The following is a 24,608-nucleotide window of genomic DNA, read 5'->3' on the forward strand; positions in this document are numbered from 1 at the left end:
GAGACGCCGAGACGGGGTCTCCTCGAGTGAGTATCGATGATAAGGGACCGTCGACCGCCGCGTGTCGATATCGACGGCGGCGATCGGTCGGGCGGTTCGCGTTCGAGACGAATCAGTCTCGAAACGGCTCGACACTGGTGCTCTCGAGCCGAGATAGCGGAAGAGAGACTACCCTTCGACTTCGGCGACGTCCTCGATCTTCATCCCGTCGAGTTTGTCGATGATGTCGTCGAGCTTGTCGTCGAGTTCGTCGACGAATTCGGCGGTGCGCTCGGTCTTGATCGCACCCTGGCTGGAGGGCTCGATGAGGTTTTCTTCCTCGAGAACGCGAAGGGAGTAGCGGACCTTGTGGTGGGGGTAGCCCGTCTCGTTAGACATCTTCACGATCCCGATCGGTTCGTTCTCGATAACCATCTTCAGGACCTGAAGATGTCGTTCCAGCATATCGACTTCCTTCTCAAGTCGGTCTATCATGGCATTTGTTAACTTGTCTTTGTACCCTTTAAAAGTTACTCTCGCAGTCCGACAGGCCACTCTCAACTAAATGGTCGTTCCTGTCAGTAGTTAACGCTTCGGGTTGCAGCGCAATCCAACGATTATTCCCGCGTATCATTTATGATTGTTCAGGATATATCTTTCTTCGAGAGCGAACGTCGACTTCTATCGACGATCTCGAGTGTGGTATCCGTGACTCGGACGCGGGCCGTAAGGAATCTATCGATCGATCGCCGATCGAAATCACGTCCGGTAGTCACGTTCGTGTATATTCAGCCTCGACTCACCCGGCAATACCGTAATCTGTTTATCGGCACGGCAAGAACCCGCCGCTGTTATGACCGTCACAATCGTCGGGTCACAACTCGGCGACGAAGGCAAAGGCGGAGTCGTCGACCTCTACGGCGACACCGCCGACGTCGTCGCCCGCTATCAGGGCGGCGACAACGCTGGCCATACCGTCGTCCACGACGGTGAGAAGTACAAGCTATCGCTCGTGCCGTCGGGCGCCGTCCGGGGGAAGGTCGGCGTCCTCGGCAACGGCTGTGTCGTCAACCCCGAGACGTTGTTCGACGAGATCGACCAGCTCCGGGAGCGGGGACTCGACCCGGACGTCCGCGTGGCAGAGCGCGCACACGTGATCCTCCCGTACCACCGCGCCCTCGACGGAATCGAGGAAGAAGAGAAGGAGGATCTCGCAGCCGGCACGACCAAACGCGGTATCGGCCCCACCTACGAGGACAAGGCGGGCCGGCGCGGCGTTCGTATCGGCGACCTGCTCGATCCCGACACGCTCCGCGAGCGACTCGAGTACGTCGTCCCCCAGAAGAAAGCCCTCGCCGAGGAGGTCTTCGACAAGGAAACCGGCGACGAGTTCGATATCGACCACCTCTACGAGACGTACCGCGAGTACGGCAAGCGTCTCGAGGAGGAGAACATGACCGTCGACTGTGGGACCTTCCTCCAGGAGCGCATCGACGACGGTGACAACGTCATGCTCGAGGGTGCACAGGGGACCTCGATCGACATCGATCACGGCATCTACCCCTACGTCACTTCCTCGAACCCGACCGCCGGCGGCGCGACCGTCGGTACGGGGCTCGGGCCGACCGTCGTCGGTCAGGGCGAGGTCATCGGCATCGTCAAGGCCTACCTCTCACGAGTCGGCACCGGACCGCTGCCGACCGAACTCGGCGGCGTCGACGGACAGACGCCCGACTACGACGGCGATGAGGGCGCTGGCGAGACCGAAGAAGAACTGGCGACCTACATCCGCGACGAGGGCGGCGAGTACGGCACCGTCACCGGCCGACCGCGACGAGTCGGCTGGCTCGACATGCCGATGCTCCGCCACGCGGCCCGCGCGAACGGCTTTACGGGGCTCGCGATCAACCACATCGACGTCCTCGCAGGGCTCGACGAGGTAAAAGTCGGCCACAGCTACGAGTTCGACGGCGACGAGATCCTCACGATGCCCCCCACCACAGAGCAGTGGGGCCGCTGTGAGGCGAACCTGAAGACGTTCGACGGCTGGCCCGAAGTCGACTGGGCAGACGTCGCAGCGGAGGGGTACGACGCGATCCCCGAGAACGCCCGGACCTACCTCGAGTACGTCAGTGACGAACTCGACGCGCCGATCTACGCCGTCGGCGTCGGTCCCGGCCGCGGGGAGACCGTCGTGGTCGAGAACCCCTACGAGTAAGACGGACTGACAACACACTGCGCACCGATCGCACTCGAGACGTCGTCGCGAGACGACGGGCGTCTCATAGTTTTTCACCGGTGGCGATATCTGGTCGACCCGTTTACTGCGTACTCCGTTTTTTTGCCGCTTCGGGTCCTACTCGTCGCTAACAAGGTGTATTCGATGGGTGATCAACGTTCCGCGATCGCACGGCGACTCGAGTCGGTGTCCGACCGATCGGCGGCGATCGCACGACGGTTCGAACGGGTCGATAGCGCGATCGCCGATCGGATGGGACGGTGGGGGATCCCGGTGCTTCGTCTCGCCCTCGGCATCGTCTTCGTCTGGTTCGGCGCGCTAAAGGTGTTCGACGTGAGCCCAGCCGGGGAGCTCGTGGCCGCGACGGTCTATCTCGTTCCGGCGGAGCTGTTCGTTCCCGTTTTGGGCGTCTGGGAAGTGCTCATCGGGCTCTGCCTGCTCTATCGGCCCCTGATCAGAGTCGGGATCCTCCTCTTGTTCCTCCAGATGCCCGGAACCTTCCTGCCGCTGGTGTTGCTTCCAGGGGTGACCTTCGTCTCGATTCCGTTCGTGTTGACCGTCGAGGGCCAGTACATCGTCAAAAACCTCGTCATCATCGGTGCCGCGCTCGTCGTCGGCAGTAGCGTCCGCGAGGAGACACGACCGGAGTAACTTCGGTACGGCTCTGGACCGAATGGCAGTCGCCTGGTCGCCCGCGCCGACTTCGTTCCCGAAACCTTTTGCTTGATGCGGCCACCGTTCGTACTATGAACGAGTCGTTGCTTGAGATCCTCTGCTGCCCGCTGGACAAACACGAGTTGGAACTCGAGGACGCCGAATACGACGCCGATGGCGACGAAATCATCGACGGGACGCTCGTCTGCAGCGAGTGTGGCGAGCGGTACCCGATCGACGACGGGATCCCGAACCTGCTGCCGCCGGACATGCGTGAGGAGTCCCCGGCCTGATCGGCCAGATTTATCGTGTCCCCGGAGGTCACCGTCCACGTCAACCGCGGCGCCGCCGATTCGCTCGAGCCGAGCGTCGACAGCGTCGAGACACGGGGTTCGATCGGCCTCCGGCTCGTGAGTCACGGCTCACCCGCACACGTTCATTGTCGTCTCGCCGGCGATCTCGAACGGATCGCCGACCTCGAGACCGCGAACTACTACGTCGACGCCGAAAGCGAAACGTTCGTTCCGATCGCCGTCGACGCCGAGCGGATCGACGCCCCGGTCAGCGGTGACCTCGAGGTCCTGACCGGCTACGGCTCCGAGTCGGTCTCGATCCCCGTCGTCGTCGAGCCAGCCCCGGGACCCGTCGACGTCGACGAGTCGCTTGCCGAACCCGGCGGCGGTCGGGACCCAGCGGGCGACTCGACTGCGCTCGATCGGTTGCGTGAGACGTCCGGCCTCGAGCCGGCAACGCTCGCCGTCGTCGTCCTCGGATTAGTCGCGGCCGCCGTCGGCGCGGTGACGGCGGCGGCGATCGGCGGTCTCGTCGCGACCCTCGGGATCGCGATCGTCGTCCTCGGAACCGTCGTCGCGCTCGGTCTGTTGTTCCGGTGACGGAGCGCCGACGCGACGACTGATTTTCCGTCCGATCGAATCCGATCAGACGGACTGCTGTCCCGATCTCCCGTCGATCGCCAGCACGGGCACGGGCACGGGGTCGGCGATCGGCGAGACGTGACGACAGGGGACCGTATCAGTCGTCGAGCCGTCTGGCCTCGAGGTCGCCCTCCTTGTCGACTCGCTTCGCGCGAAGGTAGCGGGCCCGATAGCGGTTCGCGCCGTCGTCGAGGTCGGCCTCGCGGATCTCGTCGGTTCGGCCGTCGGCGACGGCGTCGATCAGTTCCGCGAGCTGGTTGTACTCGCTTGTGGTCAACTCGAGTTCGTAGGTGTGTTCCGCCTCGGACTCGATAATCGTCCACTTGCGAGCGGCGGCGATGACGAGCGAACAGGGCTCCCGGCAGGGGAACGGGCCGTCGCCGCCGTCGACGTCGAGTTCGTCGTCCGCGTCGTACTGCCACTCTCGGCGGCGTAGACACTGGGAATCGACACAGCAGGCCTCGGCCATCCACTCGACGGCCTCGCGTGGCAGTTCGTCGACGACGTCGTAGATACCGGTCTGTCGCTCGGCGGTCTCGGTCCAGTGATCGACGTCTACGTTCCCCCAGAGCTCTCGATGCCAGTTGGCGACCGTCGCGGGGTAGAAATAGCCGACGGCCTCGACGAGTTCGACCCCCGAGAGGCCGGTAAACGCCCAGCCAGACGGGAGCGTGGGAGCGGTCTTCAGCGGTCGGTAGCGTCCATCCTCGTCGTAGGTGGCGATCTCGCGGGCATCGCGGGGCTCGTCGGAGACCTCGAGGTCGGCGATGTCGCTGTCTGCGTCGTCGACGTGCCACAGATCGTAGACGCGCTCGCCGGCGGCGTGCTCGGCGTCGTCGACGAGGCGGGCGGTGATACACAGCTGTCCCCATTCCCGATCGAGTCCCTCGTGCAGGGCGTCGTATCGTTCGGGGACGGCAAGCGGGTCGTCGACCGAGGGATGATCGTCGGCCACATCGGCATCGGCATCGGCATCGGCGTCGGCGAGTGGGGCACGCTCACACCACCGGAGGAACGCCCGCCGAGCGGTCCCCTCGCCGCCGACCGTCTCCTGCCAGTAGCGCCAGTTGGTGACGTACGCCGCAAGCGGCTCGAGGGCGTCCTCGAGAGCCGCCCGCTCGAGGCCGTGCCACTCGTCGCCGTCGGTCTCGAGGGCATAGCCGGCGTCCGTGTGGGCGATCCGGAGCCCGTCGAACGCAACCTCGCCGTCGGTGTCGACCGTCTCGAGCAGTGACGCGACGTCGGCTGTCGGGAGCGTCACGTATCAGTCCCCCGGCTCCGCGCTCGGTTCGGTTTCGGGTCTCCGGTCGACGCCGTCTGCGGGCGTGACCGCTTTCCTGATTGCCCCACGGGCGTCCCCGACGTCGGCTCCGGCGTCGGCCGCACGCTCGAGGACGACGTCGGCCATCAGCCCCTCGGTCCCGACGGCGCCAGCGTACCAGATGCGGTGGCCGTCGACCGTGGCGGGAACTGACCAGCCCAGCCGGTAATCTTCAGTTAGCCCCATATCCTCGGGAATGTCCTCCTGGGTGTGGTAGCCGTCGGCGACGAACAGCGGGACGACGACGACGTCCTCGGCCTCGAAGTAGTCGGTGACGTCGTCGACTTCGGGCTCCTCGTCCATGAACAACGCCTTCACGTCGTCGAAGCGGTCTCGTTTTCGGATGCGCTCGGTGTGGTACTCGATGGCTTTCGCGGAGTTCTCGTTGCGTTCGGTGCCGTGGCCGACGACTGCCAGTCCGACCCCCTCGCCGATGGTGGGGTCGCCCGTGACGCGCTCGGCCCGGCCGACGATCACGTCGGTCATCGCGTCGTGGGTCCCGACCGGGCCACAGTAGTGGATCGTCTTCCCGACGTCCGTCGCTTCGAGCGTGGCGTGGGTAGCGCTCGTCCCATCGGAGTCCCACTTCTTGGGGTCCCACTCCTCGAGTCGCAGTTCCCGTGGAATGACCTGTTCGGTGAAGTAGCCCTCGCTGATGAACAGCGGGACGACGAACACCTCGTTGGACTCGAGCGTGCGAATCACCTCGCGGAAGTGGGGTTCCTCCTTCCAGAAAGCCTCGCGGACCTCGTCGAACGCGCCCGTCTCGCGGACGGCGTCCGCGTGGGCGTAGGTCGGATCCGAAGCGTCCGGATTGAGATGTGACCCGTGTGCCGCGATGACCAGCGCTTGCATAGCCGCCCGTTAGGAAGGCGCTGTTTTATACCCTATGCTGAAGGAGAATTTCCGCTGTGATCTGTGAGATCAGCGGTTCGTGGTGCTCGTGGTGGCGGGTTGGCAACACGACCCGCCCGTGGAATCACCGGGACCGTCTCAGTCGGTGACGCTGAACGACGTCCGTGCGTCACAGGTCGCCTCCTGGGCCCGGAGTTCGGCGACGGCGGTGTACTCGCCGTCCCGTGGCCGTTCCCACTCGGCCTCGTACGTGGCCGTCTCCCCGGGTGCGATCTGCTCCGCGCTGAGCAGCTGCGTGAACGCACGCCCTTCGGTGTACCGCCAGACCTCTCGTCTTTCGTCCTCGACGATGAACTCGGCTTTGGCCGCGTCCGAGAACCGCAACTCGACGGTAGCGGTGCCGGTGTTAGTCACGTCGAACGTAAACTGTACCGTCTTCGAGCCGCGACCGTCCGTCGAGACGTCCGCCTCCAGCGTTCCCTCGAGTGCCATATCTTCGGGTTCGGCGGCGAGGCGGTTATATTGTCGGACAGCGGTCAGTGAGACGTCGGTCGCGAACTCGCGGCCGTCACCCTCGGGACGGCCGCAGTCGCGCGACCGATCGTCGAATCGTGCTGTCAAACAGTAGTAGGTCTTCGTCCGGCTACCAACGGGCGAGAGGCGAACCGTATATCCGGACCCGACACCAACCACGATCTACAGTGCAGATCGTTGGCTACGAGCCGAGTGGCCGGGGAACGGCGCTGGTCCTCGGTGACGGCGGACCGGTCGAGCGTCGATCCCTCGAGTCGGGCGACTCCCTCTCCTATCCGCTCGGCTCGCGCCACTGTGCCGGGACGATCGACGACGGCGACCACGTCGCCTGCGACCGCCCGGCGGCGCCCTACTGCGAGTATCACACGAGTACGTGGGTCTGTGCCCGCTGTACGGGAACCTGCCTGAAAGCCGAAATGGACTGTTACGAAACACACGCCGTCTACATCGCGGCCTTTGCCCCCGACACGTTCAAGGTCGGCGTCACGAAACGCAGGCGCCTCGAGACCCGACTCCGGGAACAGGGTGCCGACCGCGCGGCCCACGTCCAGACGGTCTCGAACGGCCGAATCGCTCGCGAACTCGAGGCCGAGATCGCCGAGTGGCTGGTCGATCGCGTCCGGACGCCCGAAAAGGTCGCCTCACTGGCGTCGACGGTCGACGAGGAAGCCTGGGAGGACGTCCTCGCCGAGTTCGACGTCATCCGGCGCTTCGAGTTCGACTACGGGCTCGACCTCGAGAGTCAGCCGGTCCGTGAAACCCTCGCCTCGGGGACCGTCGTCGGCGTGAAAGGCCGGCTGCTCGTCCTCGAGAACGGTGGGACGAGCTACGCCGTCGACATGCGCGACCTCGTCGGCTACGACGTCGCGGCGGGCGAGACGAACCGGCAGTTGCAGTCGTCGCTGGGGTCGTTCGGTTGAACCGAAAACCCGGTAAGCGGTCCGTCTCAGTCCTGTCGCTCTGTGACCGGTTGTCGAACCGCGAGCACGACCAGATCCGAAAACGGGGTCTCGTCTGGTCCGCTCCCGCCGGCGTGAGCCGACAGCTCCGCGAGCGTGAACCGATGGATCTGCTCGTCCTCGTGGGTCAGCTTCTCGAGGACTATCGCCTCGAGGTCGGGGTCGGCGCCGCGCTCGAGTAAGAACGCGGCGATGTCGCCAGGCATCCGGTCGTAGGGTCGTGGGAGCACGAGCAGGTGCCGATCGTCGACCGCACCGGCCAGTCGCTCCATGTCTGCCTCGAGGTCACCGCTTTTGTGGAGTGTGACGAACTCGGTGTCCTCCATCGGCGTCCGGGCACGGCTGGCGGCCATCTGAAGCGAGGAGATCCCCGGGATTACACGGACCGGTCGCGGGTCGACCGCTCGCGCCGCCGCCTCCCGTTGGACTGTATCCTGGACCTTGCCGACGAACTGGTAGCCCGAGTGGTTCGGGTCGCCCATCGCGACCGCCGTTCCGGCTTCGCCGTCGGCGACGCGCTCTCCGAACGCCTCGAGCGCTTCGGCTTCGTCTTTGTACCCGCAGGTCAACAGGTCGGCGTCGGTCAGGTCCTCGACGAACTCGACGACGGTGGTGAAGCCGACGACGACGTCTGCGTCCCGAACCGCCCGCCGGCCCCGGGGCGTGAGATACTCCTGGTTCCCCGGCCCGACGCCGACGGCGTAGACCGGATCGTCGGCTTCCTCGTCGATATCGGGCTCGGCCGCTGTGGCTGCGAACGTCGCCGGGTCCGGTCCGGTGTCGAGGTCGTACTCGTCGCTCATGTGTCCTCGCTGCCTGCGGCGTCGGTCCGTGCCGCGCGTTCGTCGGCCGTCAACTCGAGTTCGAGTTCGTCGGTCCGTACGTCCTTGGCGACGTGGATCAGTTCGTTCGTCAACGCGGCAGCCAGTCCGCTTCCGCCGCGGCGGCCGACGTTCGTGATCGCCGGGACGTCGTAGCGCTCGCTGATCTCGCGGATCCGCCCGCGGCTCTCCTCGGCTTTGACGAAGCCGACGGGCGTCGCGACGATGGCGGCGGGTCGGGTCCCGTTCTCGATACAGTCCGCGAGTGCGAAGGCGGCCGTCGGTGCGTTGCCGACGACGGCGATCGCACCGTCGTAAACGCCCTGCTTGTCGAGTTCGAGCACCGAGGCAGCGGTTCGGGTCATGCCCGTCTCCGCCGCCAGTTCGGCGCCGTTGCCGATCGCCTTGCGCTTCTCGCAGTCGTGGCCCCGCGACGTGATCCCAGCTTTCGACATCGTGATGTCGGTGACGATGGTGGCGTCCTCGAGGACGGCTCGCGCACCCGCACGAACCGGCGCGTCCTCGTCGTCGCCGATCTCGTCGCTGCCGGTGAACTCGATCAGGTGCTGGAACTCGATGTCGCCCATCGAGTGGACCGACTTCTGGCGGACCCGGTCGGCGAGCGTCTCGTCGGGAACGAACTGACGGACGATGTCCATGCTCGTCTCCGCGATGTCCATCGCCTCCTGGGTGGTCGCGCCCAGATCGGCGTACTCCCGGTCGAACTCCTGGGAGCGCTCAGTCATCGTTTGTCACCTCCGCACCGACGGCCTCGTTGGTCGTCCGCGCCTCGAGATCGCCTTCGACCTCGAGATTCAGATCGCGCAGTCGATCGACCGTCTCCTCGTCGGCGTCCCAGAGGTCGCGTTCGATGGCCTCGAGTAAGGTGTCCGTGATGGACTCGAGGGCCCATGGGTTGACCTCGCGCATCCAGTCCTGGCGCTGTTCGTCGAAGGCGAACTTCTCCGCGACCTCCGCCCACAGCGTGTCGCTGACGACACCGGTCGTCGCGTCCCAGCCCAGCGTCACGTCGACCGTCGTCGAGAGGTCGCCGGCACCCTTGTAGCCGTGGTCTTCCATCGACTCGAGCCAGTCGGGGTTCAGGACACGCGAGCGCATCGCCTTCCGGACCTTCTCCTCGTTGGTGTAGACCGAGACGTTGTCCGGATCGGAGGAGTCGCCGACGTAGGAGGCCGGCTCCTCGCCTGCGATTTCGCTGACAGCGGAGATGAAGCCGCCGTGGAAGGCATACCAGTCCGAGGAGTCGAACTCGTCTTGTTCCATCGTGTCTTCGATCTTGACGGTCGCGTCGACGCTCGAGAGGCGACGTTCGAACGCGTCGTGGGCGTCCGAGACGCGCCCTCTCGAGCCCATCGCGTAGCCGCCCCACTGGACGTAGACGGAGGCGAGATCCGAGCGGTCGTCCCAGTTGCCTTCGTCGACGGCCTTGTTCGTCCCGGCACCGTAGCCGCCGGGTTTGGTCGTGAACACGCGGTGTTTCGCGGCCTTGCGAGCGTCGGATTCGTCGAGACCCGCTTCCTCCTGGAGCTCTTCTTGCTCCTCCTCGACGTGTTTTTTCACGTAGTTCATCTCCAACGGTTCGTCGAGGTCGACCACGGCGTCGACGGCGTCGTGGATGACCCCCGCGGCTGCGGGGAACGCGTCGCGGAACAGTCCGGAGACGCGCGTCGTCACGTCGATCCGGGGCCGGTCGAGTTCCTCGAGTGGAATCGGCTCGACGTCGTCGATCCGGCCGGCGTCGGTCCACTGGGGCTCGACGCCCATCATCGCGAGCACCTGGGCGATCGTCTCGCCGCGGGTGCGTACCGTCGGTGTCCCCCAGGCGACGACGCCGATCTCCTCGGGATACTCGCCGTTTTCGTCGTGGTGGCGCTCGAGGACGCCCTCCGCGACGTCTTTGCCGACCTGCCAGGCCGCTTTCGCAGGGACCTTGCGCGGATCGAGGGTATAGAAGTTCCGTGCGGTCGGCAGCAGGTCGACGCCGCCACGCGTCGGCGCGCCGGAGCCACCGGGCGGGACATATTCGCCCGAGAGCGCATCCGCAGTTCTCGGGATCTCGTCTTCGGCTCCCTGCACGCGGGGCTGGGCCTCCTCACAGATGTACGCGAGGGCCTTCCGGAGGTCGTCGTGAGCCCTCGACTTCGCTCGCGCGTCGCCGATCGTCTCGAGGTCGACGACGAGCAGATTCATATTGACCTCGTCGTCAGGTCCGCCTTCGAGTTCCGACTCGGGGACGTCGAAATCGTGCGCTGCGAGTGTCTCGACCAACTCGAGGCTCGTCTCGCGGACGATATCGGCCGCCTCGGCGTAGGTCATTCCCAGCGCGTCGTCGTACTCGCCGGGTGCGTTCAACATCTTCTCGTAGTCGACGCCCAGCGCGCCGGCGACGCTCTCGCGCAAGCTCGGCGCGCCGGGGTTCTCGAGGCGAGTCAACGCGACGAGATACTCGACGAGACGCTCGCCTTCTGGTGGCTCGGACATCGTGTGGAGCCCGAGCCGGATCTGGGTCGTCTTGACGTCGGTGAGGTACTCGTGGATTTGCTCGACGAGGGCGTCGATCTCGAGGTCTGCACCTTCCACGTCACCTTCAGCCAGCGTCGAGCCGGCCTCGTCAGGACCCCGAACGTCGGCTTTCTCGTCGATCGAGCCTTCGATCCCGAGTTCGACGGCGAGGTCCAGCTCGTCGACTTTCTCACGAATGAGGGTCGCTAAGTGCTCGCCGTCGTCGGCGCGGGCGTCTTCCATCCCGGCCTCACGGTACTGATTGGCGAGTTCCTCGAGTTCGGCGAGTTCGTCGTACGTTCCTGCGGCCCGCATCACGGGTGTCAGATAGTCCACGATCGCGGCGTAGGACCGCCGTTTCGCCTGTGTTCCCTCGCCGGGGTTGTTGACGATGTAGGGGTAGACGTTCGGGATGTCGTCGACCAGCTGATCCGGCGCGCTCTCGCCGTTTAAGCCGACGGTCTTGCCAGGGAGCCACTCGAGGCTGCCGTGGGTCCCGAGGTGGACGATTCCGTCGGCCTCGAACTCGTTTCGCAACCAGCCATAAAAGGCGTAGTAGTCGTGTGGCGGCTGCAGGTCCGAGTCGTGGTAGACCTTCGAGGGATCCATGCCGAACCCGCGTGGCGGCTGGACCGTCACGAGGACGTTGCCGAACTCGACGCCCGGAATGGCAAACGGCCGTTCCGGAACCTCGCCCCACTCCTCGATGACGTTCTCCTGGAAGCGCTCGTCGGCCTCGGCGAACCACTGCTCGTAGGTGTCTGGGGACACCACGTCGACCGACAGGTCGCGGACGTCCTCCGGCGCGACCCACCGATCCTCGAGCGTGAGTTGGGCAGTCAGTTTTTCGACGAGCGTTTGGCCGTCCGCGGGCAGTTCGTCGCCTAACTCGTATCCTCGACGCTCGAGTTCGGAGAGCAGATTGACGGTCGACTCGGGCGAATCGAGGCCGAACGCGGTGCCGATCCCGTCGTCGCTTGGCGGGTAGTTGTGCAGGACGACCGCGATCTGTTTGTCCTCGTTGGGCGTATGGCGCAGCCGCGCCCAGTTGACTGCGAGCCGTGTCGCGTGATCGATCCGGTCCTCGATCGGGAAGTGATGTTTCGGGGCGCTGCCGATGCCGGCCTCGTCGTCGGTACGCTCCTTGCCCGAGATCGGATGGGTGATCACGTTGCCGTCGAACTCCGGCAGCGCCACCGAGAGTGCGAGTTCGAACCCCATCACGCCCGTATCGCTGGACTCGTACCGCGATCGGGAGCGCATCGTGGTGACCGTCTGGAGGACGGGAACGCCCAGTCGATCGAGGAAGACGTCTTCCGCGCTCTGGCCCTCGTCGCTTGCCGATCGGCCACGCTCGTCCATCGAGAGCGAGAACATAAACGAGGAGAGCACGGCGTCGACGATCGGTCGCCCGTCGGCATCGATGAGCCAGTTGTCCGTTACCCATTCGGCGTCTTCCTGTTCCTCGGTATCGGTCGCCGGATTACAGAAGATCGGCAAGGCGTTTGCACCCTGTTCCTCGAGTGCTCGTACCTGCGCGTCGACGTAGCGGGTGTTCTCGTGTGTCCAGTGCGATTCGTAGAACCAGACCGCGACCGTCGGCTTGTCGGGGTCGTGGGTCTCGAGTAACTCCTCGTACTCGACGCCCGGGTAGTCGGGGTGGTAGACCCCTTCGGTTGGGAGTTCGGCGGGGTCGTCGTACTCGACGTCGCGGCCCTCGTACTCCGCGGCGAGGAACCGACACAGGTTGGCGACGTTGATCGTCCCGCCTTTCTCTAGGTACTCGTAGGCGAGGTCGCGATGTGACTCCGCAACCGTCGTGTCTTCGAACGCGAACGCGTCGCCGGTCGCCTTGACGATCAGCGGGACGCTCGCCTCGGTCAGGGCGTCGGTCGCGTAGTCATAGCCCGGCATGCTGTCTTCGGCGCCGTGCAGCCAGAAGATCGCTGCCGCGGCGTCGGTCAATTCCTCGACGAACTCTTCGACGTCGGCTTCGTCCTCGAGGTCGCTCTCCGATCGAACGACCAGTTCGACGTCTTCAAGCCGGTCGGCCGCCTGGCCGATCGAGCCGAGTTCGTTCTCCGTCGCGGTGTAGATCCCGATCCGTGTCATCGCGTTTTTAAACCTCTGTTGGATTAGCTCAACTATGGTTGCAGAGGCCGAGGACAAAAAGCTGTCGTCACTCCCGTTTCCGGCCATCGTCGGACAGGACGAGCTGAAACGCGTGTTACTCGCCGTCGCGGCCAACGACGGCCTCGACGGTGCCCTGATCGTCGGCGAGAAGGGAACCGCCAAATCGACCGCCGTACGGGGACTCGTCGACCTCCTTCCCGACCAGCGGGCGGTCGCCGACTGCCCGTACGGCTGTGCGCCCGACGAGCCGCGCCTGCAGTGTACGTCGTGTCGGGACCGCGACCGCGACGACCTGCCAGTCGAGACCCGGCCCGTTCCGCTCGTAACGCTGCCGCTGGGTGCGACTCGAGACCGGGTCGTCGGCACGCTCTCGGTCGAGGACGCGCTGGCCGGCGAGGCCGACTTCGATCCCGGATTGCTCGCCCGCGCCCACCGGGGGATCCTCTACGTCGACGAGGTCAACCTGCTCGACGACCACCTCGTAGACGTCATCCTCGACGCTGCTGCAAGCGGCGTCAACACCGTCGAACGCGACGGGATCAGCGTCTCCCATCCCGCCGACTTCACACTGATCGGGACGATGAACCCCGAGGAGGGCGATCTACGGCCCCAGCTTCGGGATCGCTTTGCCCTCCAGGCGACCGTCGAGGGCTGTCGCGAAGTCACGGATCGCGTCGAGATCATCGACCGCGCCCTCGAGAACGAAGCCAGCGGGTCCGATACCGGTGGCTCTGACCCGTGGGCGGAGTACGAAGACGAGACGGCGACGCTTCGGGAGCGACTGGTCGACACCCGCGCCCGGCTCGCCGAGGTCACGCTCCCGACCGAGTTCAAGGAATCGATCGCCGAACTCTGTCTCGAGGCCGGCGTCGACGGCCACCGTGGCGACGTGGCGACGGCCCGGACCGCGATGACGATCGCCGCTCTCGAGGGCCGGACGACGGTCGTCGAATCCGACGTCCACGAGGCCGCGACGTACACGCTGCCCCACCGACTCAAGAGCACGCCCTTCGAGGACGAACCAGATCTCGAGGATATTCTCGAAGACCGGTTCGACGAGGAGTCGCCCGACGAGGGAAACGGGGACGGCGAGGACGCCGATGGCGACGGCGGCGAGGGGAGTGACGCGGACGACGGCGGTGAAACGGAATCAGAGCCCGACGAGGGCGACGAGCGTGACGGCGACGACGCCGAACCCGGCACTGGAGATGGAGACGGGGCCGATGACTCGAGCGACTCCGACGACGACACACGCGACGAGTCGGGCTCCGAACGGGAACCCGACGGGGCGGACGATCCGAGTGGCGGTGACCCCGCACCCGCCGAAGCCAGCGGGAGTGACGGCGACGATTCGGACGGCGCCGGCGACTCGAGTCGGTCGGAGTCGAACGGCGACGGGAACGATGGCGATAGCGGCGGCGGTGACGAGGACGAACAGGCCCAGCCGCTCGTCCCCGGCCAGCAACGCGGTACCGTCGCCGAGGCCGGTGATGCCTCTGCTCCCGACCTCGAGACGCCCGACGTCGAGCGCCACGAGGCGACGGCGTCGGGTGGCTCCCGAGCGAACACGACGCCGAGCGTGTCGAACCGCGGCGTGCGGGTGCGGACGGAGCCGGCCTCGGACGACGGTCCCATCGACACCGCCGCGTCGGTTCGGTCGGCTGCCAGGCGGGGCGACTCGCAGGTGCAGAAACAGGACCTCCGCCAGTCCGTTCGGACGGGCGAGACTTCGGTGACGATCGTCTTCGCAGTCGACGCCAGCGCCTCGATGCGCCCGGCGATGCGTGCCGCGAAAGGCGTCGTCCTCGAGTTGCTTCGGGACAGTTACGAGCAACGCGACGAGGTCGCCTTCGTTGCCTTCGCCGGCGAGGACGCCGAGGTCCTCCTGCCGCCGACCGACAGCGTCTCGCTGGCCGCCCGCCACCTGAAAGCGTTGCCCTCGGGCGATCGAACTCCGCTGCCCGCGGGCCTCGAGACGTCGCGTGCGGTGCTCGAGCGCGCCGAGACCGACGCTGCGGTAGTCGTCTGCGTGACCGACGGGCGGGCGAACGTCGCCGACGGGAGTCCGACCGAGGCGACGCGGCGGGCCGCACGTGGACTCGCGGCCGACGACGCGACCGTCCTCGTCGTCGACGCCGGCGACGACTCCCGGGCGGGACTCTCGGAACTGGTCGCCAGCGAGTCCGGCGGAGAACTGGTCGACCTCGAGTCGCTGTCGGTCGAAACGGTTCGGGCGGCGGCCGATCAGGCCGCGTCTGACCGGCGTCACTGACCGACGACCGCCGCCTCCGCGTGACGATCGGCGGGGAACTCGGGACAGCAGTCCGTCTGAACCGGTGATCGACACCGTTACCGTCGCCGTCGCTCGAGAAGCCGTAACCGCTCGATCCGCGCCTCGCTCGAGGGATGCGTCGCGGGCCGCCACCTCAGGACCCGCCGAACGCGACTTCGGATCGGGGCTATGACGGTCTCCTGTATCGGCTCGACGATCCACGACGTCGGCTCGTCCGCGGCGTCACCGTCGCCGTTCTCCGACTCCTGTAACTGCCACTGTCGCTTCTCGTCGTCCCGCCACTGGTGGGTCTCGGACTCCGCATCGTCGTACCGCTCGTTGAGGCTCTGCTCCGGGACCTTCTTCCGCCACGTCTCGAACTGGCTCGCGAACCAGCGGTCGAACCAGCCCTCCGCATCGTCGTCTTCGCCTCCGTCCTCGCCCTCGTCGTCGTCCGATCGCTCCGCCAGCGACTGTGGAACGATCCCGAGCGTCGCGCTCGCGTCCAGGCGAGCGCGAACGTCCCGGTCCGGACGATCGTCCCCCTCGAGCGTCTCGAGGGCGCTGACCAGCGCGGCGGGGTCGCCGGTCAGCTGGACCGCGCCGCGGTCGGCGGCGTACTCGCGGGTCTTCGCGAACAGTCCGAGCGTGATCGCGTTCACTCCGAGCAACAGCCGGGCGACGGCACTCACGACGAGCACGAGCGCGGTGAGCGCGAAAAACGGTGCGGCGAGCAGGAGCAGCAACAGCGCCCCGGCCAAGGCGACGTACGGAACCAGCCACAGCATGCTGAACGTGGTGACGACGACCGCGACGATCGACGCGGCCACTCCACTGAACGTGCGTTCGCGCTCGAGCAGGCTGTCGCCGATCGCGACGATCGCAGCGACGGCGGAGACGACCGTGAGATCACGGTTCGCGAGGTGGGCGACCTCGTGAGCCAGCGCCGCCTCGAGTTCATCGTCGTTGAGCTCCTCGAGCAACCCCGTCGTGACGACGACCGTCGGTGAGCGACGGGTACCGACGGTCAGGCAGTTCGGATCGGGTTGATCGGCCACGGCGACCGTCGGGGTCGGAACGTTCGCCTGCGCGGCCAGCCGTCGCACCCGTGGGCCGACGTTTCGGGGACCGTCGCCCTCGATCGTCTCGGTCTCGAGTCCAGCAACGGCCGTCCGCGAGCCGTGTCGCGCCTGGACCGCTACGAGCCCGATCGCGCCGACGAGCACTGTCCCGACGGTGACTGGGAGCCCGAGATCGAGCCCGGCGGAGTGATCGCTTGCGGACAGTCCGCGGTGGACACTCCAAACGAGCACCGAGAGCGCGACCGCGTTGACGCCCACTACGAGCGCGAGCGCACACCCGATCCTGAACTGGAGCCGCCGGTCCGGACGGAGTGGCATACTACGGTATCGATCATGTAGATTGAATAATGTTTTGATCAGTGAACGTTCGTGTGCTATCTGTTGTCCGGTAGTATAAGTGAAGTCACAGAAGCTGGCGACGGATCAATATCCATTTGAGCACCCTGGCCTGTTATCCGACGAGCTATGTCTACCGAGGGGGACGACCCGGGGGACCGGGACGCTGGCAGCGGCGGGGACCGCGAGGCCAGCGAGGATATCGAGTACGGGATCGACGAACAGCCGCCACTCGGCGAATCCGCGGTGCTGGGTGTGCAACACTACCTGACGATGATCGGGGCGAACATCGCGGTACCGCTGATTCTGGCAGACGAGATGGGAATGACTGAGCATCCCGAGATCACCGCCCAGTTCGTCGGCACCTTCTTCGTCGTCTCGGGGATCGCGACGCTCGCCCAGACGACGTTCGGGAACCGCTATCCCATCGTCCAGGGCGCGCCGTTTTCCATGCTCGCGCCCGCACTGGCCATCATCGCCGTCGTCACGGCCGGTGGCGTCGGCGGCGGCACCGACTGGCAGAGCGCGCTGTTGCAGCTACAGGGTGCGATCATCGTCGCCGCGACCGTCCAGGTCGCGATGGGATACTTCGGTCTCGTGGGGAAGCTTCGACGCTTCCTCTCCCCGGTCGTCATCGCGCCGACGATCGCGTTGATCGGACTCTCGTTGTTCGACGCCGGCCAGATCACGGGCACGGACCAGAGCTGGCTGTTGCTCGGCCTGACGCTCGGTCTCATCCTGTTGTTCTCACAGTACCTCGACCTCAAACACCGGGCGTTCAGACTGTATCCGGTCATCCTCGCGATCGGGATCGCCTGGGCGCTCGCCGCGGCGCTTTCGGCCACCGGCGTGTTCGGCGCCGATCACCCCGGCTACGTGTCCCTTGGCGACGTCACCGACGCGTCGCTGCTGTTGCCGATCCACCCCTTCCAGTGGGGCACCCCCGAGGTGACGACCGCGTTCGTGATCGGGATGTTCGCGGGCGTGCTCGCTTCGATCGTCGAGAGCATCGGCGACTACTACGCCGTCGCGAACATGACTGGGTCGGCGGCACCCAGCGAGCGACGGATCAACCACGGGATCGGTATGGAAGGCCTGATGAACGTCTTCTCCGGCGTCATGGGCTCGAGTGGGTCGACGTCTTACTCCGAGAACGTCGGTGCCATCGGCCTGACGGGCGTCGCTTCCCGCTACGTCGTCCAGGTCGGCGCCCTCGTCATGCTCGTCTTCGGCTTCATCGGCTACTTCGGACAGCTGATCGTGACCATTCCGGACCCGATCGTCGGCGGGCTCTTCATCGCCATGTTCGCCCAGATCGTCGCCGTCGGCGTCGCCACCCTCAAGCACGTCGACCTCACCGCTTCGCGAAACACCTTCGTCATCGGCTTTGCACTCTTCGTCGGCCTCGCTGCGCCGGCGTACATGGGCAACTTCGAGACCACGCTCGCGTTCCGCGACGCCGTGGGTCTCGAGGCGGCGCTCGCACCGATCCTCGAGGCGGGCGTACTCGCCGACACGGTCGTGGCCGGCTGGCTCGAGGCCGCTGCGATCGCGATCGTCGACACGGTCTTCATCATCGGCTCGACGGGGATGGCCATCGGCGGTCTCGCGGCGCTGGTTCTCGACAATACGATTCCGGGCAGCCGCGAGGAACGCGGCCTCGCCGAGTGGGACCGCGTTACCGAAGACGAATCCGAGTTCGAGAGCTTCTGGGAGCGGTGGGTCGGCTCCGACCGCAATAGCTGATCCGGACGGCTCCTCCCGCCTCGACGAATCCGTGGGTGGCGTCTGTTGCAACCCGACACCATATCACTGTGTCCGTCCTATCGAGAGGCGATGGCAACACTCCCTCTCGAAGACGAGGACGGTAGCCTCTGGTACGAGACCCACGGCGACGGCCAACCGCTCGTGTGTATTCACGGCGGCTGGATGAACGGCGAGACCTGGCGCCCCCAGATCGAGCGCTTCGCCGACGAGTACGAAGTGATCACCCTCGACGTCCGCGGCCACGGCAAGACCGGTGCGACACCGACCGACCGGTACTCGATCGAACTCTTCGCGGACGATCTCGAGGCGCTCGTAGCCCACCTCGCCCTCGAAGAGCCGATCCTCTGTGGCCTTTCGCTTGGATCGATGGTCGTCCAGGAGTACATGAGTCGGCATCCGGATCAGACGGCAGGCGCGGTACTTGGCGGTGCAGTCCGATCGATGCCGCCGGTCGACGTCCCGCCGGCGATGAAACCGTTCGTCTCGCCGCTGCCGGCACTGACGACATCGCTGACCCTGTCGGATCCGGAAACGACGTTTCGGTCGCTGCTGACGTCGATCCGGGCGACGACGGGCCAGCGGTGGCTCTCCGTCGATCCGGAGGTCCAGTCGACTGCACTCGAGGCTGTCGGCGAGATCGATCGTCAGGAGTTCCGGAAAGTCTTCGGCGCGCTCTATCGCTACGAACCCACGGACCTCTCACACGTCGAGACGCCGACGCTCGTCGTTCACGGCGATCAGGAGGCCCCGCTGGTCAAACAACAGGGCCGGCGTCTCGCCTCGGAAGTCGCCCGCGGCGAGCGTCTCGAGGTCGCCGACTCGGGCCATCTCGTCAATCTGGACCGGCCGGAGGCGTTCAACACGGCCACTGCGACGTTCCTCGAGCAGACGATCGCAGCGTAGCTCCGCTGTACGGTCGATTCTTTCGTGGCGGTACGTAGCTGACCATCACGGAACCGAACCCACCGCTTCCATACTCCCAACGTGCTTTGGCAATGGGCCAAAGGTCGGTGCGTGCAAACAGTTATCGTGGGTCAGTCCGATATCCTACTCGGCCTTCGGCCCGACGCACTCGAGAATCTATGAGCAGTAATCATCCGGACTCCGACGCCACCGACACGGCGGTACTGCCGAACGAACAATGGTCGAGCGTATCGAAACACGTCGTCAACAGCTACCTCGAGGCGAACAACGCCTTCCTCGCGGCGATGGGGCTATCCCCAGACTCCGAGGGCGGCAGACTCGCCGTGGGCGGGCCAGACACCGCCGAGGCGCCGGTCACGGAAGTCGCCTTCGGCGACGAAACGTGGGTGATGAAACGATCGACCGACGACTACGAGGACCTCGGCGTCGGCGACTACGTCCGGTTTACCAAACCCATCCAGGAGACCGACGTCTCCGCGTTCGCACAGATCTCGGGCGACACCAACCGGCTCCATCTCGGCGAGGAGTTCGCCGAGCAGACGCGGTTCGGCGGCCGGATCGCCCACGGGACGCTCGTCGCGGGGACGATAAGCGCCGCGCTGGCGCGGTTCCCCGGGCTGACGATCTACCTCTCACAGGACCTCGAGTTTCAGGCCCCCGTCGAGATCGGCCAGACCGTCACGGCGACCTGTGAAATCGTCGAAGTGCTGGGCGAGACACAGTACCGGCTCCACACGGCAGTCGAGACCCCCGACGAGACGACCGTGATCGACGGCGAAGCGGTCGTCGTCATCGACGAACAGCCGACCGAAGACGACGACTGAGACGGACTGCTTTCCCGGTCGCCCGCCGATCGCCGGATACGGGTCGACGATCGGGGAGTCGACGGACGACCTTCCCGACGGCGTCGTTCGGTGGTGAGTGATACTACCGGACAAAACGATGCACACACCGATCGCACTCGAGACGCCGTCGCGGAACGGGACAGGCGTCGAGACGCGATCGGGTGTGTATTGACTGTTGTCCGGCAGTATGATACGGTCTCCTGTCGTCACTGACCGCCGATCGCCGACCCCGTCCTGGCGATCGGCGAGACATCGTTACAGCAGTCCGTATGAGTCGTTTCGACTCGAGAACGTAGAATTCGGATTCGTATCAGTCTCGAGCGCCAAAACACGTTGGAACAATGGTGATGGCCGACCGGGGCGTTTTCGTACGTAATGAGTAGGTCAGAATCGGGGTCGAGGATCGTAGCAGTGTGTCGTTCCTGTGAGTCGGTGTTCGTCTCCGAGCAGAAGCCTGACGGCACCATCAGACCGATCGGCGTTTCCGAGGATTGTACCTGCGGTGACGGCGACTTCCGACGGGTTACGCCGTCGGGTGACGACGGTCCGTTCGAGGACCGCGACAGCGGCCCGGCCGACGAATCCGGCTCGCCGGTGGCCCGTCCGCCGTCGGACTGATCCGTCGCGTCCCATTGCTGTGCTAAGCAGTCCGTCTCAGTCCACGAACGACACCGGCCGGTCTCGGGGCTCGCCGCCACCGCCGTCAGGTTGCAGTCACGGCTCGAGCCTCGGTGTGGGGTTTATTTCCAGTGACGTGGTAGCATAGTCCATAGCTGTGGTCGCCGACCTCGATCTCCGGCGATCACTGTCCGTGATTCGAGTCATGGCTCCACCACCGGAACCGATGTTGGCGTTTGCGACGACCGCTTCGCTTTGCTACGCGCTGGTGTGGTGGATCTGTCGGACCGTCCTCGAGAGCAGCGGTGTCGAGCTCGAATACTCCGAGGAGAGCTGAAACCGGCTGTGAGGTCGCCGACAGGACAGGGATCGAATGGCCACACGAGTATCTACACTGGTTTGGGTGTAATACACACGGTCTGACAGCAGTGGAAAAGCCTACAAGTGTCGTCGGCGGGTATGTAGTCGTGATACCGATCGCACCGCTGTTCGCCCCGATCCCCGGCGGACCCGAACTACTCATCATCGTCGGCATCGCCATCTTGCTGTTCGGCGCACAGAAGATTCCGAAGCTCGCACGCTCGATCGGGGAATCGACCGGCGAGTTCCAGAAAGGCAAAGCAAAAGTCGAAAACGAACTCGACGAGATCCGGGGCGAATCCGCGGGCGACGTCGAGGCCGACTCACAGTCGTAATACGTCGTCGCTGTTTCTCGTTTTACTGCTAACTTTTCACGTTGCTGCTGTCTCCGTTGGAACGTGTTCCTCGTACTGTCGAACGACACGTTCGCAGTAGCTGGCTTCCGTCCTGCAGGACACCACCAGTGAGAACTGTCGTAGTTTTGTTGTACCGAATCTGAGTGTTGCGACGTGATACACCGTGTATCGAACGGTTACTCCTTCGAAGAAACGCAACGCTGTCGTGTAACTCCTACGCGTCACGCAGAATGATGGGCGCTGCAGGCTCTAGTTCGAGTGTCGAACGAATCGACCTTTGAGGCGTGAGGCGGCCGAAATCGGACGTCTCAAAATGGTGGTTCTGACGGGGTTTCGCGTGGAGATGACCAATGAGTCTCGAACCCATTGACCCAGAACACGCACTCGAACTGTACTTAGCCGACCGTGAAAATAGTGTAACCCAAGCAACGCTGTATTCACACCGTTCCCGACTCGGGCACTTCATCCGGTGGTGCAACGAAGAAGGAATCCATAACCTGAACGAACTATCTGGTCGCCAGCTCCACGAGTTCCGCATTTGGCGACGCGTCGAAGGCGACCTTGCACCAGCCACCGAGAAAACCCAGATGGACACATTGCGCGTGTTCATCAAGTGGCTGGAGTCGATCGACGGCGTCGAACAGGATTTGCACACGAAGGTGCTGTCCCCGACGCTGACCGGCAATGACAACATCCGAGACGTGATGCTGGACTCCGAACGTGCCGAACAAATCCTAGAGTATCTTCGGACCTACGAGTACGCATCACGACCGCACATAGTACTAGAGTTAATGTGGCATACAATGATGCGAGTCGGAGCGGTCCACGCACTGGACTGTGAGGATTACAACCCATTGAATCAGTCGCTCGAAGTAGTTCATCGACCGAAAACTGGGACGCCTCTGAAGAACGGTGAGACAGGCCAGCGGTTCATAGCAGTGTCGGAAGACGTGTGTGAAGTACTGGATGACTGGATCGAGGATCGGCGACCCGCAGTCACCGATGAACACGGCCGAGAACCGCTCGTGACAACGCCGGCAGGGCGCGCTCACACAACGACTCTTCGTGGAGACTGCTATCGATACACTCGACCATGTATACCGACAAGGGAATGTCCCCATGGGCGCGATATCGATGAGTGTCCAGCGGCTGACTACGATGGTGCTTCGGAGTGCCCTTCTTCTGTGAGTCCGCACGCCCTTCGACGGGGCGGCATCACACACGCACTCTCGGAAGATTGGCCGATGAAGGCGATTGAGGGCCGTGCGAATGTCTCGGAAAAAGTGCTGTCAATGCACTACGATTCTCGCTCGGAAGAACAGAAAATGGAACAGCGGAGGGAGTACCTCGGTGATTTGTAGCTGATCTGGCGCTCTCAGAAGTCAATCGGAATTTGATGAATGTCACTTCCTTGGTGACATACGCCTCATGCCAATCATTAGCAGTAAGATGCTAACTACTGCGGGAATCACACCGAAACCAGGTACTCCGTCGTTGGTCGCTTCGCCGCCGCTCTCACCTTCTTGAGCACTACCTACGATAACCTCTAACCCCTGTTCGTTTGACGTATAGGACACATTTTCGTCTCCGACAGGTTGATATTTAATCTGATACGGGATGGTAACTCGCTGTCCGTCAAGAGACTCGTCTTCGATATTTATGTCCAGTCGCATTGACTCTTGGTGGCCTGGAGCAACAGTTTCAGTTGCGGTTTGTACCGCCGCATCACCCGAGGAGACACCGCTAGCAGCCGAGATGGATATGCCGTCTGGTAATTCAGCGATGGTTTCAGCCTCGATATCACGGTCATTGACTTCGGGGTTTTGAATTGAAAAAGTCAGGGTTTCCGTATTACCGTTGAGATCTACTGATTTAGATGAGGACTGATCAGCGACTGTCGGGAGAGAATTAAACGTATGTGTCGTTACATCCCATTGGGCGATATCAGATTTGCCTGCTGCGCCCTCCACTTCGACTTCGACGGTGTGCTCACCGATCTCTTCGAATTGATGGGCCGTTCGAAGCGTTTTTGAATCCACATTAGATCTATTAATAAATGTTCCATCAACATAGAGTACTTTGGTCGCCTCCGGAACCTCCTCACTCTTTAGCTCAGATATAAACGATGCTGTCTCCCCGGGGTTGACATCGACCGATTTCGACTCCGGAGAGCTACGTACTAACTCAAAATCCGGATTACCAATTATAGCTGCTTCATCCCCGACCGGAAGATTTTTATTAATTCGATCGGTCTTCCCACCCGTATTCTCAACTTCTAATTCAATGTTATATACGCCAGCCTCGTCAAATACTACAGTCGCTTCGCTACCCGATCCTTGCCGTTCTCCATTTATAAACCAACGATACTCTTCTATAGTGAGATCGGGTTCTGTGGTCACTGAACCATCGAAAATAACTCGTTCATCTAGGTCTGGATCAGAAGGAGAATATTCGAAATCGGCTGTTGGCCCTTCGCCACTTATACTGACATTTTTGACTACTGAATCACTGCGGTCGAACTCATCAACGACGGTCAGGGTTACGTTGAATTCACCATAGTTTTCAAATGAGTGAGTAACGGATTCACCCGAGCTACTACCATCACCATCGTCCGCAGTTTCGTAACTCCAGTCATAGGTTACAGTATCCCCTGCTGGAATCTCCGAGCCAGACGCGTCAAATACAATTTCCTCATTTGGTGCTGGGCTCGGAGATGAAAAATCAAAATCAGCGGTAGGGCCGTCACCACCAACATCAACCGTCTTCGTCACCGAATCTGTCGCGCCACCGTTGTCAGTGACTTCCAGCTCAATCTCATACTCTCCAACCCCTTGATAAACTCCAGTGACAGTTTCTCCAGAAAGAGAGCTGTCTCCTTCCCAATCACCAGTACTGTAACTCTCATCTACACTCCAGTCATATTCCGTGATTTCGCCGGCCGGTGCTTCTGACATCGAAGCATCCAGCTCAAACTCTTCATCAGGGCCAGGATCAGACGGTGTGATCTCAAACTCCGCTGTCGGCCTCTCCTCATCTACGGTAACCGTCTTCGTGATGGTATCAGTCCCGCCACCATTATCAGTGATTTCTAATTC

General features: G+C 63.8%; 22 protein-coding genes. 13 read left to right on the plus strand and 9 right to left on the minus strand.

What is annotated here, in order from left to right:
• Nucleotides 1-168 precede the first annotated feature (168 nt).
• Nucleotides 169-474, minus strand: a complete 306-nt coding sequence (locus RBH26_RS16155) for a hypothetical protein (protein WP_306759409.1) — start codon at nucleotides 472-474, stop codon at nucleotides 169-171.
• Between the two features lie 358 nt (nucleotides 475-832).
• Here RBH26_RS16155 and RBH26_RS16160 point away from each other — a divergent pair, with 358 nt between their 5' ends.
• From RBH26_RS16160 to RBH26_RS16175, 4 genes are all read left to right on the plus strand, one after another.
• Complete coding sequence (locus RBH26_RS16160; protein ID WP_306759410.1) at nucleotides 833-2,197, plus strand: adenylosuccinate synthase; 1,365 nt, start codon at nucleotides 833-835, stop codon at nucleotides 2,195-2,197.
• A 165-nt stretch (nucleotides 2,198-2,362) separates the two neighbouring features.
• The gene (locus tag RBH26_RS16165) at nucleotides 2,363-2,869 is read left to right on the plus strand and encodes a hypothetical protein (protein ID WP_306759411.1); all 507 of its coding nucleotides are present in this window, start codon (nucleotides 2,363-2,365) and stop codon (nucleotides 2,867-2,869) included.
• Nucleotides 2,870-2,964: 95 nt separating this feature from the next.
• Nucleotides 2,965-3,165: a methytransferase partner Trm112 gene (locus RBH26_RS16170; protein WP_306759412.1), complete on the plus strand. Its 201-nt coding sequence runs from the start codon at nucleotides 2,965-2,967 to the stop codon at nucleotides 3,163-3,165.
• A gap of 15 nt (nucleotides 3,166-3,180) precedes the next feature.
• Nucleotides 3,181-3,765 (plus strand): hypothetical protein, encoded by a 585-nt coding sequence (locus RBH26_RS16175; RefSeq protein WP_306759413.1) that lies wholly within the window; start codon nucleotides 3,181-3,183, stop codon nucleotides 3,763-3,765.
• Between the two features lie 139 nt (nucleotides 3,766-3,904).
• Here RBH26_RS16175 and RBH26_RS16180 read toward each other — a convergent pair whose 3' ends face one another.
• The 3 genes from RBH26_RS16180 to RBH26_RS16190 form a co-directional block, all read right to left on the minus strand.
• On the minus strand, nucleotides 3,905-5,068 hold the full coding sequence (locus tag RBH26_RS16180) for a DR2241 family protein (protein ID WP_306759414.1): 1,164 nt from the start codon (nucleotides 5,066-5,068) through the stop codon (nucleotides 3,905-3,907).
• A gap of 3 nt (nucleotides 5,069-5,071) precedes the next feature.
• A complete protein-coding gene (locus RBH26_RS16185) occupies nucleotides 5,072-5,983 on the minus strand; it encodes a CbiX/SirB N-terminal domain-containing protein (RefSeq protein ID WP_306759415.1) in 912 nt (303 codons plus the stop codon).
• A 138-nt stretch (nucleotides 5,984-6,121) separates the two neighbouring features.
• Nucleotides 6,122-6,475, minus strand: coding sequence for a BsuPI-related putative proteinase inhibitor (locus RBH26_RS16190; protein ID WP_306759431.1), 354 nt, complete (start codon nucleotides 6,473-6,475; stop codon nucleotides 6,122-6,124).
• Nucleotides 6,476-6,684: 209 nt separating this feature from the next.
• Here RBH26_RS16190 and RBH26_RS16195 point away from each other — a divergent pair, with 209 nt between their 5' ends.
• The gene (locus tag RBH26_RS16195) at nucleotides 6,685-7,437 is read left to right on the plus strand and encodes a DUF2797 domain-containing protein (RefSeq protein ID WP_306759416.1); all 753 of its coding nucleotides are present in this window, start codon (nucleotides 6,685-6,687) and stop codon (nucleotides 7,435-7,437) included.
• Nucleotides 7,438-7,463: 26 nt separating this feature from the next.
• Here RBH26_RS16195 and RBH26_RS16200 read toward each other — a convergent pair whose 3' ends face one another.
• From RBH26_RS16200 to cobN, 3 genes are read right to left on the minus strand one after another with little or no spacing between them, the layout of a single operon-like run.
• On the minus strand, nucleotides 7,464-8,279 hold the full coding sequence (locus RBH26_RS16200; RefSeq protein WP_306759417.1) for a cobalt-precorrin-7 (C(5))-methyltransferase: 816 nt from the start codon (nucleotides 8,277-8,279) through the stop codon (nucleotides 7,464-7,466).
• Nucleotides 8,276-9,043 carry a precorrin-8X methylmutase gene (locus tag RBH26_RS16205; protein WP_306759418.1) on the minus strand — a complete coding sequence of 256 codons (768 nt, stop codon included), beginning with the start codon at nucleotides 9,041-9,043 and terminating at the stop codon, nucleotides 8,276-8,278. Before RBH26_RS16205 ends, RBH26_RS16200 begins: the two co-directional genes overlap by 4 nt.
• Complete coding sequence (cobN, locus tag RBH26_RS16210) at nucleotides 9,036-12,932, minus strand: cobaltochelatase subunit CobN (protein WP_306759419.1); 3,897 nt, start codon at nucleotides 12,930-12,932, stop codon at nucleotides 9,036-9,038. The genes RBH26_RS16205 and cobN overlap by 8 nt, the downstream gene beginning before the upstream one ends.
• Before the next feature lie 34 nt (nucleotides 12,933-12,966).
• Between cobN and RBH26_RS16215 the strand changes: the two genes are divergently transcribed.
• Nucleotides 12,967-15,225: a VWA domain-containing protein gene (locus tag RBH26_RS16215; RefSeq protein WP_306759420.1), complete on the plus strand. Its 2,259-nt coding sequence runs from the start codon at nucleotides 12,967-12,969 to the stop codon at nucleotides 15,223-15,225.
• A gap of 77 nt (nucleotides 15,226-15,302) precedes the next feature.
• Here RBH26_RS16215 and RBH26_RS16220 read toward each other — a convergent pair whose 3' ends face one another.
• On the minus strand, nucleotides 15,303-16,625 hold the full coding sequence (locus tag RBH26_RS16220; RefSeq protein WP_306759421.1) for a M48 family metalloprotease: 1,323 nt from the start codon (nucleotides 16,623-16,625) through the stop codon (nucleotides 15,303-15,305).
• A 147-nt stretch (nucleotides 16,626-16,772) separates the two neighbouring features.
• Here RBH26_RS16220 and RBH26_RS16225 point away from each other — a divergent pair, with 147 nt between their 5' ends.
• The 7 genes from RBH26_RS16225 (at nucleotide 16,773) to RBH26_RS16255 (ending at nucleotide 22,874) form a co-directional block, all read left to right on the plus strand.
• Nucleotides 16,773-18,389 carry a solute carrier family 23 protein gene (locus RBH26_RS16225; RefSeq protein WP_306759422.1) on the plus strand — a complete coding sequence of 539 codons (1,617 nt, stop codon included), beginning with the start codon at nucleotides 16,773-16,775 and terminating at the stop codon, nucleotides 18,387-18,389.
• Nucleotides 18,390-18,479: 90 nt separating this feature from the next.
• Entirely contained in the window at nucleotides 18,480-19,313 is an 834-nt protein-coding gene (locus tag RBH26_RS16230; protein WP_306759423.1) for an alpha/beta hydrolase, read from the plus strand.
• Between the two features lie 179 nt (nucleotides 19,314-19,492).
• On the plus strand, nucleotides 19,493-20,158 hold the full coding sequence (locus RBH26_RS16235) for a MaoC family dehydratase (RefSeq protein ID WP_306759424.1): 666 nt from the start codon (nucleotides 19,493-19,495) through the stop codon (nucleotides 20,156-20,158).
• A gap of 396 nt (nucleotides 20,159-20,554) precedes the next feature.
• Nucleotides 20,555-20,797 carry a hypothetical protein gene (locus tag RBH26_RS16240; protein WP_306759425.1) on the plus strand — a complete coding sequence of 81 codons (243 nt, stop codon included), beginning with the start codon at nucleotides 20,555-20,557 and terminating at the stop codon, nucleotides 20,795-20,797.
• A gap of 205 nt (nucleotides 20,798-21,002) precedes the next feature.
• Nucleotides 21,003-21,134 (plus strand): hypothetical protein, encoded by a 132-nt coding sequence (locus RBH26_RS16245; protein ID WP_306759426.1) that lies wholly within the window; start codon nucleotides 21,003-21,005, stop codon nucleotides 21,132-21,134.
• A gap of 130 nt (nucleotides 21,135-21,264) precedes the next feature.
• The gene (locus RBH26_RS16250) at nucleotides 21,265-21,492 is read left to right on the plus strand and encodes a twin-arginine translocase TatA/TatE family subunit (RefSeq protein WP_306759427.1); all 228 of its coding nucleotides are present in this window, start codon (nucleotides 21,265-21,267) and stop codon (nucleotides 21,490-21,492) included.
• 371 nt (nucleotides 21,493-21,863) lie between these two features.
• Nucleotides 21,864-22,874 carry a tyrosine-type recombinase/integrase gene (locus RBH26_RS16255; RefSeq protein ID WP_306759428.1) on the plus strand — a complete coding sequence of 337 codons (1,011 nt, stop codon included), beginning with the start codon at nucleotides 21,864-21,866 and terminating at the stop codon, nucleotides 22,872-22,874.
• 42 nt (nucleotides 22,875-22,916) lie between these two features.
• Here the strand turns inward: RBH26_RS16255 and RBH26_RS16260 are convergent.
• Nucleotides 22,917-24,608 (minus strand): PKD domain-containing protein (locus RBH26_RS16260; protein WP_306759429.1); only part of this gene is annotated, 1,692 nt, incomplete at its 5' end.

The sequence above is a fragment of the Natronolimnohabitans sp. A-GB9 genome (assembly GCF_030848565.1).
Classification (GTDB): domain Archaea; phylum Halobacteriota; class Halobacteria; order Halobacteriales; family Natrialbaceae; genus Natronolimnohabitans.